13 protein-coding genes and 2 tRNA genes are annotated in these 16,091 nt (G+C 58.3%); 5 read left to right on the forward strand and 10 right to left on the reverse strand.

The genetic code is table 11. The annotated features are described in order from the left end of the window. Window positions 1–90 precede the first annotated feature (90 nt). Window positions 91–163 (reverse strand) — tRNA-Glu (locus HMPREF2651_RS02345). Window positions 164–214: 51 nt separating this feature from the next. After that, window positions 215–286: transfer RNA gene (locus tag HMPREF2651_RS02350), tRNA-Gln, on the reverse strand. 240 nt (window positions 287–526) lie between these two features. On the opposite strand from HMPREF2651_RS02350, the gene HMPREF2651_RS02355 reads away from it, so the two are divergent. Then, window positions 527–1,891 (forward strand): hypothetical protein, encoded by a 1,365-nt coding sequence (locus tag HMPREF2651_RS02355; protein WP_239663059.1) that lies wholly within the window; start codon window positions 527–529, stop codon window positions 1,889–1,891. Here HMPREF2651_RS02355 and gltX read toward each other — a convergent pair. Both gltX and HMPREF2651_RS02365 read right to left on the reverse strand, forming a co-directional pair. Continuing rightward, on the reverse strand, window positions 1,875–3,362 hold the full coding sequence (gene gltX, locus HMPREF2651_RS02360; protein ID WP_038628577.1) for a glutamate--tRNA ligase: 1,488 nt from the start codon (window positions 3,360–3,362) through the stop codon (window positions 1,875–1,877). The two genes, HMPREF2651_RS02355 and gltX, sit on opposite strands and share 17 nt — an antisense overlap. Window positions 3,363–3,419: 57 nt before the next feature. After that, the gene (locus HMPREF2651_RS02365) at window positions 3,420–4,133 is read right to left on the reverse strand and encodes a TIM barrel protein (RefSeq protein ID WP_065422978.1); all 714 of its coding nucleotides are present in this window, start codon (window positions 4,131–4,133) and stop codon (window positions 3,420–3,422) included. Here HMPREF2651_RS02365 and HMPREF2651_RS02370 point away from each other — a divergent pair. Together HMPREF2651_RS02370 and HMPREF2651_RS02375 are read left to right on the forward strand one after the other, a co-directional pair. After that, window positions 4,132–4,854, forward strand: coding sequence for an SDR family oxidoreductase (locus HMPREF2651_RS02370; protein ID WP_038629531.1), 723 nt, complete (start codon window positions 4,132–4,134; stop codon window positions 4,852–4,854). The genes HMPREF2651_RS02365 and HMPREF2651_RS02370 overlap by 2 nt on opposite strands. Before the next feature lie 56 nt (window positions 4,855–4,910). Next, entirely contained in the window at window positions 4,911–6,143 is a 1,233-nt protein-coding gene (locus HMPREF2651_RS02375; protein ID WP_038628575.1) for an isochorismate synthase, read from the forward strand. A gap of 12 nt (window positions 6,144–6,155) precedes the next feature. Here the strand turns inward: HMPREF2651_RS02375 and HMPREF2651_RS02380 are convergent, their stop codons facing one another. The 3 genes from HMPREF2651_RS02380 to HMPREF2651_RS02390 all read right to left on the reverse strand — a co-directional run bounded on the left by HMPREF2651_RS02380 (window position 6,156) and on the right by HMPREF2651_RS02390 (window position 9,519). Continuing rightward, complete coding sequence (locus HMPREF2651_RS02380; protein WP_049181189.1) at window positions 6,156–6,944, reverse strand: fumarylacetoacetate hydrolase family protein; 789 nt, start codon at window positions 6,942–6,944, stop codon at window positions 6,156–6,158. Between the two features lie 65 nt (window positions 6,945–7,009). After that, window positions 7,010–7,597, reverse strand: a complete 588-nt coding sequence (locus HMPREF2651_RS02385; protein ID WP_049181187.1) for a 3'-5' exonuclease — start codon at window positions 7,595–7,597, stop codon at window positions 7,010–7,012. Window positions 7,598–7,644: 47 nt separating this feature from the next. Further along, window positions 7,645–9,519: a DUF294 nucleotidyltransferase-like domain-containing protein gene (locus HMPREF2651_RS02390; RefSeq protein ID WP_049181186.1), complete on the reverse strand. Its 1,875-nt coding sequence runs from the start codon at window positions 9,517–9,519 to the stop codon at window positions 7,645–7,647. A 61-nt stretch (window positions 9,520–9,580) separates the two neighbouring features. Between HMPREF2651_RS02390 and HMPREF2651_RS02395 the strand changes: the two genes are divergently transcribed. Continuing rightward, on the forward strand, window positions 9,581–10,234 hold the full coding sequence (locus HMPREF2651_RS02395) for a mycothiol transferase (RefSeq protein WP_070560636.1): 654 nt from the start codon (window positions 9,581–9,583) through the stop codon (window positions 10,232–10,234). Window positions 10,235–10,279: 45 nt separating this feature from the next. Here HMPREF2651_RS02395 and HMPREF2651_RS02400 read toward each other — a convergent pair whose 3' ends face one another. The 3 genes from HMPREF2651_RS02400 to HMPREF2651_RS02410 form a co-directional block, all read right to left on the reverse strand. Beyond that, window positions 10,280–11,296, reverse strand: coding sequence for a 3-isopropylmalate dehydrogenase (locus HMPREF2651_RS02400; RefSeq protein WP_141745476.1), 1,017 nt, complete (start codon window positions 11,294–11,296; stop codon window positions 10,280–10,282). 75 nt (window positions 11,297–11,371) lie between these two features. Beyond that, window positions 11,372–12,913 carry an HNH endonuclease signature motif containing protein gene (locus HMPREF2651_RS02405; RefSeq protein ID WP_049181183.1) on the reverse strand — a complete coding sequence of 514 codons (1,542 nt, stop codon included), beginning with the start codon at window positions 12,911–12,913 and terminating at the stop codon, window positions 11,372–11,374. 202 nt (window positions 12,914–13,115) lie between these two features. Beyond that, on the reverse strand, window positions 13,116–14,630 hold the full coding sequence (locus tag HMPREF2651_RS02410; RefSeq protein WP_038629527.1) for an acetyl-CoA hydrolase/transferase family protein: 1,515 nt from the start codon (window positions 14,628–14,630) through the stop codon (window positions 13,116–13,118). Between the two features lie 289 nt (window positions 14,631–14,919). On the opposite strand from HMPREF2651_RS02410, the gene HMPREF2651_RS02415 reads away from it, so the two are divergent. Further along, window positions 14,920–15,996 carry a GTP-binding protein gene (locus tag HMPREF2651_RS02415; protein ID WP_038628564.1) on the forward strand — a complete coding sequence of 359 codons (1,077 nt, stop codon included), beginning with the start codon at window positions 14,920–14,922 and terminating at the stop codon, window positions 15,994–15,996. Window positions 15,997–16,091 lie beyond the last annotated feature (95 nt).

The raw sequence follows: 16,091 nt of genomic DNA on the forward strand, positions 1-16,091 counted from the left end.
GACTCGAACCTAGAATGACGGTACCAGAAACCGTAGTGTTGCCAATTACACCATAGGCCAATAAAGACTGGCGCTTTCACACTGTCTTTGTACCCCGTACGGGATTTGAACCCGTGTTACCGCCGTGAGAGGGCGGCGTCCTAGGCCGCTAGACGAACGGGGCTTAGAACTGAATTCGACTCAACTAATCAAGAGACTAACCAAGCGAATTCCGCTGGCCTACCAGGACTCGAACCTAGAATGACGGTACCAGAAACCGTTGTGTTGCCAATTACACCATAGGCCATCGCTGCTGAACGCAACGAGGAATAATATAGCCAATTAGCGTAAACAAGAGCAAATCACCTGGTCAAAGGTTCGTTGTCAAAGGTTCGTTTAAATTCGCGAGCCCCCCACAGCCCACCTCAGCAGTGCGCATAACTAATGCATAACCAATGCAGTGCATATAGCTAACACAATCCCAGATCGAAAGCCCATTCGATCGCAGCGCAAAGCCGATCCGCCCTTCAGGAGACACTTCGTGGTGATGCGGCTGGCAAACAGCCGCCGCACATCAAAAACAGACCTGAAAGGCAATCATCATGACTTCCCCCACATCCGTCAGTTCGCGAAAATCATCTCGGCCCTCAACCTCGATGCCAACCCACGCGTGTCCCGCACCGGCCGCATCACCGATGCCATCATGGAAACCATCGACACCACGCCGGAGCTCTTCGCCTACAAGTCCAAGGGTGTGCTCCTGGCCTCCACTCAGTTCACCAGTGAAGACAGTCTCTACCGCTTCACCTTCAGCAACCGTCGCATCGAAGGCATCCTCGACGGCGGCCACAACTCGCTGGCAATCGCGCTGTTCGTCCTGGGCAAGCTCACTCCGCCGCCTAGCCGCAAAATCAAGACGTGGTCCGAAATGAAGGAGGTCTGGATGGAGTGCTCCGAAGAAATCGAGGAATTGCTTGCCGACAAAAGCCTCACCGAGCTCGATGCCCGAGCTCCGGTAGAGGTACTCGTGCCCGGTGCTCGGGACGAAGACACAGTGCAAGAGTTCTCCGATGCTCTGCTCGATATCTGTGCCGCCCGCAACAACAATGCGGAGCTCAAGGCGGAAGCAAAACTCAATCGCGCCGGCTACTTTGACGATCTGAAACATGCTCTGCCGCAGGGAATTAGCGACAACGTGCAGTGGCGCACCAACGATACTGGTCGACTAAAGGTGGGCGATGTCATCGCTATGGCGTGGATTCCACTGTCCTGTATTGACCTGCCGAAGGATGCCGACGGCAAGCAGATTGAAGCACCGACCCCTACCAGCCTCTACTCCGGCAAGGCCAAGCTGCTTGACCGCTTCGAGGATGTCATGAGTTCCCCGGAGGTCACTAAACCCAGCACTGAAAGCATCAATGAGCGCACCGAAGAGGTCGTTCTCTACAATGAGAAGGTCCGCAGTGCCTTGAACCTCACGCGTGACTTCATCGATATTTTCGAGCGCATCAACGCGGAGCTACCCGATCTCTACAACAAGAGCGGGGGCAAATTCGGCGGCATTGATGCTGTTGACAAGGCCAACAAGAAGAATCCGCGGACTGGCAAGACTTCACAGAAGTACTCGAAGTTCTACCGCCAGCCCATCGGCTACGCGATTCCGGACGGGTTCATCTACCCGCTCGTGTACGCATTTGCCGCACTGCTCAAGCGAAACGAGGACGGCACGGTCTACTGGGGAACCGACTGGCACGAGTTCTTCAACAACCACATGGGGGCGCTGGTCAAGGACTACCGCGAAACCTCCATGAATATGCTGAACCGCGACCCGCAGAAGGTGGGCAAGGAAGCGGGCTCTTACACGAACCTGCTTCGCTCAGCCCAGCTCGCACTCTTTACTGAGCAGCAGTAAAAGGAGTGACCTCGAGAGCCTTGCGCAGTCGACTCAGGCTACGGCTGCGGCCAAGCAGCTCCATGGACTCGAACAGCGGCGGCGATACCTGAGCACCAGTTACAGCCACGCGCACCGGGCCAAAGGCCTTGCGTGGCTTCAGCTCCAGGTCCTCGATGAGGGCCTTCTGAAGTGCAGCTTCGAGCTTCTCGGTGACGAAGTCCTCTTCGCTGAGCGGTTCCACAGCTGCAATGGTGGCCTCCAGGACAGCGACGGCGTCTTCCTTGAAGTTACGGCGTGCCGAGCGCTCATCGAAGGTGAACTCGCCCTCTTCCACAACCAGGAACTTCGAGAGGTCCCAGGCGTCGGAAAGCGTCTTCACACGGGTCTGCAGCAGCGTTGCCAGGAAAGCGAACTTATCCTCCGGGTAGTCGGCCGGGAAGTCGAAGTGGCTTTCCAGGTAGGTGCGCAGACGCTGTTCGAAGTCCTTCGGATCGAGCATGCGGATGTGGTCAGCGTTGATAGCGTCGGCCTTCTTCTGGTCGAAGCGGGCCGGGTTGGACAGCACATCGTGGATGTCGAAAGCCTTGACCATCTCGTCCATGGTGAAGATGTCCTGATCGCCGTCCATGGACCAGCCCAGCAGCGCCAGGTAGTTCAGCAGACCCTCGCGAATGAAACCGTTATCGCGGTGGATGAAGAGGTTGGACTGTGGGTCGCGTTTGGACAGTTTCTTGTTGCCCTCGCCCATCACGAACGGCAGGTGGCCGAACTCCGGAGTGAACTTGGCGACACCGATGCGCTTCAGCGACTCGTAGAGAGCAATCTGACGCGGAGTCGATGGCAGCAGGTCCTCACCACGCAGGACGTGAGTGATCTCCATTAGAGCGTCATCCACCGGGTTAACCAGTGTGTAGAGAGGTTCACCGTTGGAGCGGGCGATGACAAAGTCCGGAACCAGGCCGGCCTTGAACTCAATGCGACCGCGAACGAGGTCCTCGAAGACAATGTCCTCGTCCGGCATGCGCAGGCGGATCACCGGCTTGCGCCCCTCTGCGCGGAAGGCTTCCTTCTGCTCCTCGGTGAGGTTGCGGTCGTAGTTGTCGTAGCCCAGCTTCGGGTCACGGCCGGCGGCCTTGTGGCGCTCCTCAACCTCTTCAGCGGTGGAAAAGGCCTCGTAAGCTTCACCAGCGTCAATGAGGCGCTGCAACACATCGGCGTAGATGTCCTTGCGCTGCGACTGGCGGTACGGGCCGTGCGGACCGCCGACATCGATGCCCTCGTCCCAGTCAATACCGAGCCAATTCAGGGCCTCGATGATTGCCTGATAGGACTCTTCGGAGTCGCGAGCGGCATCGGTATCTTCGATGCGGAAGACCAGCTTGCCACCAGTGTGACGGGCATATGCCCAATTGAACAGGGCGGTGCGGATGAGGCCAACGTGCGGGGTACCGGTTGGCGACGGGCAAAAGCGTACGCGAACATCTGACATGCTTTCCCACGATACCCGCCCTCCCACCTGCAGGCATGCATAGGGTTTTACATAGGGTTACAGAGTCCATTCCCCAGCCACTTCACCGGCGTATCCAGCGGCGCGCAGCCGCTCAACCCAGCTGCGCAGCGGCACCCCGCCGGTGCCCGGCGCGCCGCGGCCTGGGAAATCGGCAATCTGGACGTGCGCCGGCAGACTCACTCTTCCGGCCTCCACATCGGTGAGCCAGGCATCCACGTCCACGCCATTGGCCGCAAAATGGTAAAAGTCCGCGAGCACGCCAGCACCAGCCTGTTGCGCTAACTCCTCGGCCTGCCAGGGATCGGTAATGGGATAATCGCTCATCCCGGACAGTGGCTCAATCAACGCGCGGACACCACTGAGCTCCAGCTGGGCAGTGATCTCAGTTAGCCTCTGCACCTGCAAGTCCGTTAGCTCCCCAGACCGCCCCAGCAGCACATTCGAGCACTTCAACCCCGTGGCACTCGCAATCTGGCTGACTGCTTCCAAGTGTCCGGCAGGCAACCCGTCTGTATCGAGCACTCCCCGCTGTCCCGCTGCCATGTCCCCTCCCCACAGGTTCATGGCATAAAGACCAAGGCTGTCGTCAAAGAGGTCACAAAAAGCGGAAACCTCATCGGGTGCGGGCACTGCGAGGTCAAATGGCCACCAGAATTCCACGGCCGCGTAGCCGTCGTCACGCGCGGCGTTGACGGCGTCGTGCGGGGACATGTGTGCGTAGACCGTAGAACAGTTAATAATGGTGCTCATGACCAAAACGGTAGTAGTAACTGGTGGCGGCGCGGGCATTGGTCGCGAAATTGCTCTGGCTTTCGCCGCCGATGGCTGGCACGTGCATATCTGCGGCAGGCGTATCGACGCGCTCGAGACTGTTGCCGCCGAAGCGGACAACATCACCTACTCCAGGTGTGACATCACCGATCCTGAGCAGGTCCGTGCGATGTTTGAGAACGCGCAGGTGGCTACGGGAACCATCGATGTTGCAGTGCTCAATGCGGGGCTGCCCGGCACGCCCGCGGAGTTCGGAGAGACTGACATTGAGGACTTCCGGGCGGTCATCGATACGAATGTGGTCGGCTCGTACCTGTGTGCACGCGAGGCTTTTTCGCGGATGAAGGCGGGGTGCGAGGGGAAGACAGAGCAAGCAGGCGGCCGAATCCTGGTCAATTGTTCTATCGCAGCGCAGGTGCCGAGAGCGCACACGGCGGCGTACGCGACGTCGAAAAGCGCGCTTGCCGGAATGACCCACGTGCTTGCCCTCGACGGACGCGAGTATGGCATCACGGCAACGCGCATTGATATTGGCAATGCGCAGACTGACCTGTTGGGGACGTTCACAGGCAGCGAGCCGATGTTCGATGCCAAGCAGGCTGCGGAAACTTTCCTCTACGCCGCGAATCTGCCGGCAGGTGCCGTCATCGATCAGCTTACGATTACCGCTGCGGGTATGCCCTTTTTGGGCAGGGGTTAGCCTGCCCCTTAAACTGGAGCACAATTGGGTTTAGATTGAGGAGGCGGGTTAGGGCGATGTCCATGGAAAACCACCCCTCTCTGGGCGGCGGAAACGAAGAAGAGCAGCAGGAAAAGTCTCACCCGTCGAACGAGCCTGCAGCGACTCCGAAACGTTCGACGCGCTGGGACACGTCCCGCCCAACCACCGCTCCTGATTTTTTGCTCTCCCGTGCGCACGGCTCCATCCGCACGCAAGGTATTGAAGAGCAGATTTCCGACCCCTGGCTCGCAGCCGAGGGACTGCACTCGGGCATTCACAAGATGGTGGTCGGCGCCCTGCCCTTCGACTTGGACAAGCCCGCCGCCCTGACCGTTCCCCGGGAAGTCATCCGCTCCTCGCAGCCGCTGGAGCCACCCGCGCACTACCGCTGGAACGCACCGAAGCCTCACGCCAGCATCGTCGCTTACGATCCCCCGCTCGTTGAGCACGCTGAGCGCATCGCCGCAGCCATCCGCACCATCGAGTACTCGGCGCTGGAAAAGGTCGTGCTCGCGCGCGCTGTGGAACTCGAAATCGATCCCCCGATTGACCCACTCCTTCTCGCATCGCGGCTTATCGACGGATCCCCCAACCGTGATGGCTTTGTCGTGGATCTCTCTCCCGCCGGTTCCGATTATGAGGGCAAGTTGCTCATCGGTTCCTCCCCGGAAATGCTGGTCCGCCGTACGGGTGACATCGTTGAGGCATTTCCCTTGGCCGGGTCGCTGCCGAGATCCCGAAATGAAGAGGCGGACCGGGCGTCGGCTCGTCGTTTAGCGGACTCGCGCAAGAACCTGGATGAACACGCCTTCGTTGTCGATGACATCGCCGACAACCTGGCGCCGCTGTGCAGTTCGCTGGATGTTCCGGACAGCCCCGAGCTGATGAGCACCGCCGAGATGTGGCACTTGGCCACACATATCCGCGGTCGATTGAAGGATCCGTCGCTGTCCGCGCTGGATTTGGCACTGGTGGTGCACCCAACACCTGCCATTTGTGGCACGCCGACGGAATCCGCCTTCGGTGTCATCCAGGCCGTGGAAACCGACCGGGGCTTCTACTCCGGCGCTGTCGGCTGGTGCGATGAGAATGGCGATGGTGAGTTCGTGGTCTCCATTCGCTGTGCCGAAATCGACACTGAGGGGTCCGTGGCACGACTATGGGCCGGAGGCGGCATTGTGTCGCACTCCGACCCAGAAGAAGAAGTCACGGAAACCAGCGCCAAAATGGGCACTGTGCTCCGCGCTTTTGGAGTTAAGGGGGCTTAAGCCCCTAGCGGCTTAAGCCCGCTCCACCGGGTTGGCCAGCTTGCCGATACCCGGAATCTCGATTTCGATGCGGTCGCCCGGGAACATCGCAGCGGTACCGGCCGGGGAGCCGGTGCAGATGACGTCACCCGGCAGCAGCGTAATCGAGGCGGTGATGAACTCGATGATCTCCGGGATGGACATAATCATCTGGTTGGAGTTGGAGTCCTGCTTAGTCTCGGTAACACCCTCGTGAGTCAGGTGCGCCTTGATTGGCAGCTCGTTGTAGTCCAGCTCCGTCTGAATCCACGGGCCCAGCGGGCAGAAGGTATCGATGCCCTTTGCGCGCGCCCACTGACCGTCGGCGAACTGCAGGTCACGGGAAGAAACATCATTGACGATGGTGTATCCGAAGATCACATCGTGAGCGTTTTCCTTCTTCACGTTCTTGCACGGCTTACCAATAACCAGTGCCAGCTCGCCCTCAAACTCGACGTTGGTGGCGAAATCCGGAATGCGAATCGGCGCTTCCGGACCAATAACGGCCGTCGGCGGCTTAATGAACATCGTCGGCGGCAGCGATTCTGCCGACTTCTTGAACACCTCGGCGACGTGGTCAGCGTAGTTACGACCAATAGCGATGACCTTCGACGGCAGCATTGGGGCGAGCAGACGTACGTCGGCAAGCGGCCAGGAACGGCTTGTCTTATTCAGCTGACCGAAAGGGTGCCCTTCGATCTCGTGCAAAGTAACTTCATTGCCTTCGCCCTCGACGAGCGCGAAGCACATGCCCTCTGGGTGGGCGATTCGAGCAATACGCATAAAAATAGGGTACACGTCACATTGCAATAATTATGCAACGACCCCCACTCTCAAACACTTACGATTTAAACTCCGCGCGATTCCTGCGCAAGCCACACCAGTGCACAAGCCAGTGCATCATTGAACGCGTGGTGCGCCTTAAGACGGGGAATGCCGTACTTGTCGCACAGTGACCACAACCGCAGCTCATCACGGACGGGCTCGCGGTTGGCCCGCAAAATCGCGTCGTACTCGCGTGTCATAGTGTCCGCCACCGGCACATCAAAGCGCGCATCAAAGTACTTCCGGCACAACGGATTCAGGAAACCAACTTCCATCCGCGCGTAGTGCGCCAGCAGCTTCCGTCCGCGCAGAGCTTCTAACAGCTTGCCGACGGCTACCTCTGCCTCTACCCCGGTTGCGACCATGTCGTCGGTAAGCCCATGCACCGTCGCCGACTCGCCGACGCTCACCTCCTCGCGCTCTGGGCGGATGAGAAGATGACCCGACTCTTCCAGGACGATGTCGCGGCCTTCCACTGCCACCCAGCCGATGGAAAGCAGCTGATCTTTGGAAGGATCCAGACCTGTGGTTTCCACATCGACCGCGAGCCAGGCATTGTCGCGGATAGGTGCGTCCAGGAGTTTCTTGCGGGGTTTGAAAAACTTCAACATTGCGCGCTCCCACAGCTAACTCACACAGCTAAACTCACACAGCTAAACTACGACATCGCCCGGATGGGATACTTCGCCCCGAGACTCTGCTGCAACTTGCGGATAACACCAAACGCATCGCGCAAGTGCTCCCGTTCCAGGCTTGATAGGCGCTTCGGGTAGATGTGGTTATTCGGCTGGGTGCCGGCGTTGAACTGGGCCTGCTGGTGATGAAGCTGCACCGTGCACAGGAACTCGAACGCATCCGCAAGGTCCTGAGCACCTTGGCGACTCACGCTTCCGGCTCCGGCACTTGCTGCCAAACGCTCACGTGTCGACAGCTGTGGCAGACCGGCTGCCACAGCAAATAGACGCGCCATCTGCACCACAGCAGCAGTTCCCCCCTTCTTGATGTCCAGGGTTTCCGCGTGCTCGCCGCCCTTTTCCAGCACCAGGCCACGGAAGAAGCCGAGCGGCGGCTCCCGCCAGGCCGCGAGTTTGGCCAAGTGCGCGTGCAGGCGCTGCGACCCCTGCGCCAGCGGCAGGTAGGCGGCGCGCAGTTCCTCCACTAGTTGCACGTCGCCCGCCACCCCACGCATGTCGAAGAAGGTCTGTGCATGTAGCAACGCCTCCGCCTCCGGTGCCGTAATCCACCCGTGGAAAGTGCGCAGCCACTGCGACTTGGTCATCCGCCACGCAGGGTTACTGGCCATCATGTCCCCTGGACAGAGCGGATAACCGACTCGGTCGAGGTTAGTGCAAATCTCGTCGCTAAGCGCGGCGAAATAGTCAGCGTGAACGTCGGCGTCGTAGTCGTCGGCGAGAACCAGCGCATTGTCTTGATCGGAGGCGAGCCCCATCTCCCCGCGCCCATGCGAGCCCAGTACCGCAAACGCGTAGCTGACCGGCGGGGGCCCGAGCTTTTCCTCAGCAAGCGTGACCAGACGGCGAGTGACAGCATCGGCCACGGCAGTCAGCAGCTTGGCGACCTCCTCCCCCGAGTCACCCCGGTCAATGAACCGGCCGACAATTCGCCGCGCGTTCTGAGCAATCTCCGCGATCTCCGAAATATCACTCTTCCGCGCTAGCATCGCCGTCGCGTACACGGGATCGGTGTGCAGACTGCGCAAGAGGTCACCAATGACAATCATGCCGACCACTCTCGTCCCGTCGTGCACCGGCAGATGATGGTAACCGCGCTCGGCCATCAGCAGCATTGCTTCAAAAACCAACAGATCGGGACTGATGGTTTCCGGGTTTCCGGTCATCACTTCGCTTACGAGACTCTCCGCCGGCTTGGCCTTCGCCAGCACTCGACGACGGAGGTCGCGGTCAGTGATGATGCCAACGAGTGGGCTCTGGTTGGCGCCTGCAGACTCCATCACGAGCAGACTGGAGACATTCCGCTCCGTCATAATCTGTGCCGCCTCTTGCACTGTCGCGTCAGCGCTGCAGGTCACCAGCGACGTTTCCATTAGGTCCGCAACCCGTGTGCGCAACGACTCCGATGCCGCAGTACTCCGCAGCTTCGATGCCACTGCGCGAATGCGCGCGTTCTCACCGCCGTAATAGCGCCGGACCTCTACGAACTGGGCATTGAGCTGGTTAAAGACCTCCTTGGAGATTACCAGGAATACGCAGTCCTCCACCGCCGTCATCGTGTACAGCGAGGGGTCACCGCTCAGCAGCGTTGAATAACCGAAATGATCTCCCACATCTCGCCGGTCCAACAGAGTGCCAGCCGGGTCGAAGATATCCACCATGCCGGAGCGAATGATGAAACAGCTGTTATTGTCCGCACCCGCCCGGATAATCTCCGTACCACGACGGGCATAGCGCATGGTCAAAAGCGATGGGATAGTCGCCCGCTCTTCATCGGAGAGGTCCGAAAAGGGGCGAGTGTGGCTGAGGAAGTCTGCGATTTCCGCAAGCTCGACGGTCATGGGGCCAATTATCCCCTATTTTTGGCCCCAATAGGAGTGATTTGCGGGAATACTCGACCTTATGACCGATTCCACACACAGCGCTTCCACAAATCCCGAATGGCCGCTCGATGCCCACATCCTCGGCAGGATGGACAAGCTCGCGGCACTCGTCGCCACGCTTGACGACGACACCTTCAACGCAACCCTCCCTATCCCAGCCATTAACTCCCTGGCAGTGCTGCTACGGCATGTGACTGGATCTGCGAGGTACTGGCTCGAGCGCGTCTGCCTTGGGCGCGATTATGTCCGCAATCGCGATGGGGAGTTTTCTGCTCATTGCAGTGTTTCGGAAGGGCTGGAGATTTACCACCGTGATCGCGCGGCTATTGAATCCGCGCTGGTGGAGCTGCAAGGCGTTGACCGCGCTGGTGCTCCTGCTGCGATTCCTACCGATAAAGACCGTTGGTGGTGCGGCAGCATCGAAGGAGTGATTGTGCATGTCTTCCACGAGGCGGCTCAGCACCTGGGACATGCGGAGATTACGAGGGATGCACTGGTGGCAGGGCTGGGAGGGAATGGCCCCGATGGCGGCGCAGAAAGCCCTTCCCCACACACCCTCGACACCATCATCAATGTGCTTGCCCAGGTCGGACATGCGTCGGACTTCATCGAGCACACCGCCGACGGTAAGACTCACATCACTACCGTCGATGGCAAAACTGTGATTGTCTAACCCTTCCCCTGTTTTACTGCACTACTGTTTGCACTACCGCATGCGCTACTTCAAAGCAGCAGCAATGCGGTCGCCAACTTCACTGGTCTTGATTGGGCCACTACCGCGGGTAGCCATGTCAGCTTCCACAGCAGCTTCGATGCGCTGAGCGTCTTCCTCACGACCCAGATGGCGAAGCATCATGGCACCCGACAGAATGGCTGCCGTCGGGTCAGCGATCCCCTTGCCAGCAATGTCGGGCGCGGAGCCGTGAACGGGCTCAAACATGGACGGGTTGGTATTGGAGGCGTCAATGTTGCCGGACGCTGCCAGGCCAATACCGCCCGAAACTGCACCAGCTTCATCAGTAATGATGTCGCCGAAGAGATTGTCGGTGACGATGACGTCGAAACGCGAAGGATTAGTGACGAGGTAAATCGTCGCAGCGTCGATGTGCGAGTAATCGACATCTACCTCAGGGTATTCCTTAGCGACCTCGTCGACCGTACGCTGCCACATACCGCCGCCGTGCACCAGCACATTGGTCTTGTGGACGAGTGTCAGCTTCTTGCGACGGGTCATAGCCAGCTCGAAGGCGTAGCGAACAACGCGCTCAGCACCGAAGCGGGTATTGACGGAGGTCTCGTTGGCAACCTCGTGTGGCGTGCCGACGCGAATCGCACCGCCGTTACCGGTGTAGGCACCTTCGGTTCCCTCGCGGACGACCACGAAATCAATCTCGCCCGGGTTCTTCAGCGGAGACTCGACGCCCGGGAAGAGCTTGGAAGGACGCAGGTTAACGTGGTGATCCAGCGCGAAGCGCATCTTCAGCAGCAGTCCGCGTTCGAGAACGCCCGGGGGAACGTTCGCCGGGTCACCGATGGCACCGAGCAGAATAGCGTCGTGCTCGCGCAGAGAGTCAAGGTCGGCGTCGGTGAGCAGTTCGCCATTGCGCAAGTAGCGACGCGAACCGAGGTCATACTCGGTGGTGTCGAACTCGCCGATAGCAGCCTCCAGCACCTTCAGTGCTTCTGCCGTAACTTCCGTGCCGATGCCATCCCCCGGGATGACGGCAATCTTCAGCTTTCCTACCTCAGTCATTTTTTGAGATACCCTTCTCACTATATGGACACAAATGAGTGTAGCAGAACCTAGCACTCACTCCCCATCACTGTCTCCGCGGTTTTTACCATCTCTATCGCTTTCACCATCCCTATCACTTTCACAATCCACCCCGTCTACCGCCTTCTCCTTTTCCAAATCCCTCCGCACCTTATCCACTAGGCCGCGGAGACTGTCATGCAATTTGCGACGTTTCTCATTGTGCTCAGCCAGCGCAGCGGTCTTCTTTTCAGTCTGCGAAGCAAAAGTGTAACGACCATGCCCAGTGTGCTCTTTATCCGACTGCGCAAACGGCCCCTCATCACAAGAGAGGAACGTCCAGGCTTCAGTCCCATCATCACCTCGAACAACTCGCCACATACCAGCAGTTTTAAGGTTGTGGTGCCGTCGACAGAGACAATGGAGATTATCTGTGTGCGTAGCCCCTTCCGTTTGCCGCTCACCACCGGAAAGACTGTGATCAAATTCCACAATATGGTCGATATCGCACTTTTCCGCAGGGACATCGCATCCAGGAAAACTACACACACCGTCACGGGCACGCACGAATGCACGCTGCGACTCGGAGGGCCGATAGCCCTCAACCGCACTATCCCCCAGCACCCGCAATGTCGATACCCGTTTCAGCCAAGACTCGGCCACCAGCGTAGAAAGCCAACCAGCACCAGCGAGCCACACTGGAGTGTTTTCCGGCTCGCCATCCTCCCCGGGAGAGAGCACTCGGAAGAGCTCCAGATTCACCTCCACCTCACAAGTACCGCGTAACGCATGCATGAAAGCTGCCGCGCGACTCACTTTCATCTTCTTAGCCACTGCGTCGATAATTGCACGGGCTTCCACCGCATGATGTCGCTCGAGCACAGTAGTCAGCGTTGTCACTCCAGCGTCACCATGTTCATCAACCGCGATAAACTCCTTAGCCGTCATGCGATCGCCAAAGTAATCGAGAGCCGCAGCTTGAACCTCCTGCACCTCAGACGACTCCGCGGGATCCTCCGCAGATTCCCCATCCTTCTCAACTTGGTATGCCGCCGCATCAATTGCAGCATCTACGGTCGCTTCCACATTCCGGGCCAGGACCCTATCAGTGTGCAACCCAGCGACATCCACATCGCGTGGCCGGACTTCCGGAGCACACCCACCAATCACTCGCTGCACCCGCGTTGCCATCGCCCGCACTCCACGGAGCGCTTCCCCGTCTCGCCTTGGCTTAACGACATCCACGAGACCTGACTCAACTGCGTCAACTTTTTCATCGACTACAGGGCGTGTGTGTTTTCCGAGCATTGTCAAATGCTTCATTGACAAGTGCCCGCGCTCCCGACACATTTCCGCCAATTGCGGCATGCGCCCAAGCATGTAGCCAATTTCCATATATTTATTCACTTCGGTGCGCGAGATGCCCAGCACCACCGACCAATAAGCCAGATGAGCTTCAACATCGCCATCATCTGGTGGTGCGACCCGCTGAGCGATAACCACTTGCAAGCGATTAATCTCCCGCATCACTTCAGCGAGCGGATGAGCCCTCACCTCATGACTGAAGCGAAATTCCCCACACGATTCCAACTCCGACATTGCACTGCCCCCTCCCTAACGAGGTCCCCTAACGAACAGTTCTTTATCAATTCGCCCACACCATATCCCTCACCCCGGATTCAAACCGCCGCCCAAGCCCAAGAATCACCGCCAAATTCGAACACTCTTTCGAGACGATACTAAAAGCAAATCCCGCCCTACGACGCAAACTTCGTCGTAAAGCGGGAAACGCGCTAGAACCTTAGTCGACCGGCTTCATCGAGCCGTTCTCAAGGAAGCGACGGTGGAAGTCGTAAGAAGTACCCAGATCATGCGGGGTGTGCAGGTACGGAGTGGCCTTTTCAGCACGCTCAACGTACTCGAGCAGCGCCTCCTTGTACATCGGGTGAGCACACTTCTCGATAATAAGGCGGGAGCGCTGACGTGGGGCCAGACCACGGAGGTCAGCCAGACCCTGCTCAGTGATGATAACCATCACATCGTGTTCAGTGTGGTCAACATGGGAGACCATGGGCACGATAGCAGAAATATTGCCATTCTTAGCCAACGACGGAGACACGAACGACGAAATGTAGGCGTTGCGGGTGAAGTCGCCGGAGCCACCAATACCGTTCATCAAGCGCGAGCCAGCCACGTGAGTGGAGTTGACATTACCGTAGATGTCGGCCTCAATCATGCCGTTAGTGGCAATCAGACCCATACGGCGAGTCAGCCCCGGATTATTGGAGAGATCCTGCGGACGCAGCACAATCTTGTCACGGTAGTCAGCAGCATTCTCATTCATTCGAGCTGCATATTCCGGAGACAGCGAGAAAGCAGTGCCGGAAGCCATGGTCAGCTTGCCAGCATCCATCAGGTTAATCATTCCATCCTGAATAACCTCAGTAAAGGAGGTCAGGTTCTCATACTTGGAGTCAAGCAGCCCCGCAAGCACGGCGTTTGGAATGTTGCCGACACCCGACTGCATCGGCAGCAGGTTCTCCGGCAGACGTCCGGCCTTGACCTCACAATCGAGGAAGTCGAGCAGGTAACCCGCAATGGCCTTAGAGTCATCATCCAGCGGCTTGAACGGCGAGTTACGATCCTCGGCGTTAGTCTCAACGACAGCAACAACCTTGTCGACATCAATCGGAACATACGGGGTGCCAATACGGTCACCCGGAGTCAGAATCGGAATCTCCTTGCGGTTCGGAGGCAGGCCGACACTGTAGATATCATGCATGCCCTCGAGGTCCTCAGATTGCCAGGAGTTGACCTCAATGATGATCTTCTCGGCGGCATTCAAATATGAAACACTATTACCAACCGAAGAGGAAAGAATCAGGGAGCCATCGGCCTTAATGCGAACGGCTTCAACGACGGCAACATTGACCGGACCAAAGAAGCCCTGCTCCGTCATCGGACCAGAGTGCGAAAGGTGAATATCACTGTAGTACGCGTCGCCCGCATTAATGAGGCTACGCATTGTCGGATCAGACTGGTATGGCATGCGCCACTCGACACCATTGGCCCTTGCCAACACACCATCGAGTTCCGGAGCGGTAGAAGCACCGGTCAAGACCTTAATCTTGAACTCGTCACCCCGTTCGTGAGCGGCCTCCATGCGCTCAGCGAGAGCCGGCGGAACAACCTTCGGATAACCGGCGCCGGTAAATCCGGCAAAGCCCACCATATCTCCGTGATTGATGAACTGTGCCGCCTCCTGCGCGGTCATCACCTTGGATTTGAGGCCGGCATGGGCAATACGATCTGACATGAACTCACCTTTCTGCATCCCCCAACGCGACTATCGGGGGTAGCACTTCGAACACCGAAGCACACCCCCAACCCTATCAACGAAGCGGTTAGCACCCTTCATTCAGAAGCCCGAAAGCGCCCCCGTTTTAGGCACGCTCCATGCGCCACTAAAACCGACTACAACACCGTTTTATGCCCTACGTCACAACTGGCCAATAATCAGCCATACGACACATTTACAACCTTCCCCGCACCTTAATTTACGCACACGTTATTGATAATCATTTTCAGTACGCTAGTCTTGTTGGGTGACTTCTACCGAATTTTCTGATATCACCACCCCGACCACTCCCGTCACCGTCCTGTCCGGATTCCTGGGCGCCGGCAAGACCACGCTCCTGAACAACCTCCTGGCAAACTCACAGGGGCGCAAAATCGCGGTTATCGTTAACGACTTCTCGGAAGTCAACGTCGACGCCGCCCTGATCGAGCAGGGCACATATCTCGAGCGCGGCGAAGACCGTTTCATCGAAATGTCCAACGGCTGCATCTGCTGCACACTGCGAGATGACCTCGTTGAAAACGTCGGCAAGCTCGCGCGCAGCGGCAAATTCGAGCACATCGTCATCGAATCCACCGGCATCTCCGAACCCATGCCAGTCGCCGCTACCTTCGAGTGGGAATTCGACGACGGCCGTCGCCTCGCCGACATCGCCCCCATCGACACGATGGTCACGCTCGTCGACGCCTCCACATTCCTCGACAGCCTCCGCCAGGGGCGTGCACTGCCTGACGACGAACGCACGGTCGCCGACCTCCTTGTCGACCAGGTGGAATTCGCCGATCTCATCCTCATCACCAAATCCGATCTCGCAGGCGAAAAGCTCACCGGCGGTACCGAGGAAACCATCCGCGCAATGAACCCTCGTGCACGCATCGTCCGCGTGACTAACGGAGAAATCGCCACCTCCGCCATTCTCGACGCATCGCTTTACGACGAAGGCACGGCGGCCACTTTCCACGGATATGCAGAAGAACTTGCGAATCCCCACACGCCGGAGACCGAAGAATACGGTATTTCTTCGGTTGTTTTCCGAGGCAACCGCCCCTTCGACCGCGAACGACTAATCAAGGCCCTCCGCGGCACAAAGGGCCTCGTACGATCCAAGGGGCACTGCTGGATTTCCGACCGCCTCGAAGTCGCCCACGTGTGGAGTCAGGCGGGACCGAACCTGAAGATCACCCCTGCTGTCATGTGGGCACAAACCGATGTCCCACCATCCAATGAGGTCGTACTCATCGGTGTGAAATTTAACCCAGAGGCCACACTGCAAGCATTCGAGGATGCCATGCTGACCGACGAAGAAGTGCGGGAGTTGCTGTAGCAAAGCCCCTGGAAGAGCGCCGATAAACAACCAGCTGAAGCGATTACTATGCCATGAATCACTTCCCAACCTGCGGGTGTGGCAACACACTGTTA

The organism is Corynebacterium sp. HMSC063A05, from assembly GCF_001809695.1.
Classification (GTDB): Bacteria; Actinomycetota; Actinomycetes; order Mycobacteriales; family Mycobacteriaceae; genus Corynebacterium; species Corynebacterium amycolatum.

Coding starts and splice junctions, on each gene's coding strand:
- HMPREF2651_RS02390 (WP_049181186.1), bottom strand. CDS start 9,519: ATGACCGTCGAGCTTGCGGAAATCGCAGACTTCCTCAGCCACACTCGC.
- HMPREF2651_RS02375 (WP_038628575.1), top strand. CDS start 4,911: ATGTCCATGGAAAACCACCCCTCTCTGGGCGGCGGAAACGAAGAAGAG.
- HMPREF2651_RS02355 (WP_239663059.1), top strand. CDS start 527: ATGCGGCTGGCAAACAGCCGCCGCACATCAAAAACAGACCTGAAAGGC.
- HMPREF2651_RS02380 (WP_049181189.1), bottom strand. CDS start 6,944: ATGCGTATTGCTCGAATCGCCCACCCAGAGGGCATGTGCTTCGCGCTC.
- HMPREF2651_RS02395 (WP_070560636.1), top strand. CDS start 9,581: ATGACCGATTCCACACACAGCGCTTCCACAAATCCCGAATGGCCGCTC.
- HMPREF2651_RS02365 (WP_065422978.1), bottom strand. CDS start 4,133: ATGAGCACCATTATTAACTGTTCTACGGTCTACGCACACATGTCCCCG.
- HMPREF2651_RS02385 (WP_049181187.1), bottom strand. CDS start 7,597: ATGTTGAAGTTTTTCAAACCCCGCAAGAAACTCCTGGACGCACCTATC.
- HMPREF2651_RS02370 (WP_038629531.1), top strand. CDS start 4,132: ATGACCAAAACGGTAGTAGTAACTGGTGGCGGCGCGGGCATTGGTCGC.
- HMPREF2651_RS02405 (WP_049181183.1), bottom strand. CDS start 12,913: ATGTCGGAGTTGGAATCGTGTGGGGAATTTCGCTTCAGTCATGAGGTG.
- gltX (WP_038628577.1), bottom strand. CDS start 3,362: ATGTCAGATGTTCGCGTACGCTTTTGCCCGTCGCCAACCGGTACCCCG.
- HMPREF2651_RS02410 (WP_038629527.1), bottom strand. CDS start 14,630: ATGTCAGATCGTATTGCCCATGCCGGCCTCAAATCCAAGGTGATGACC.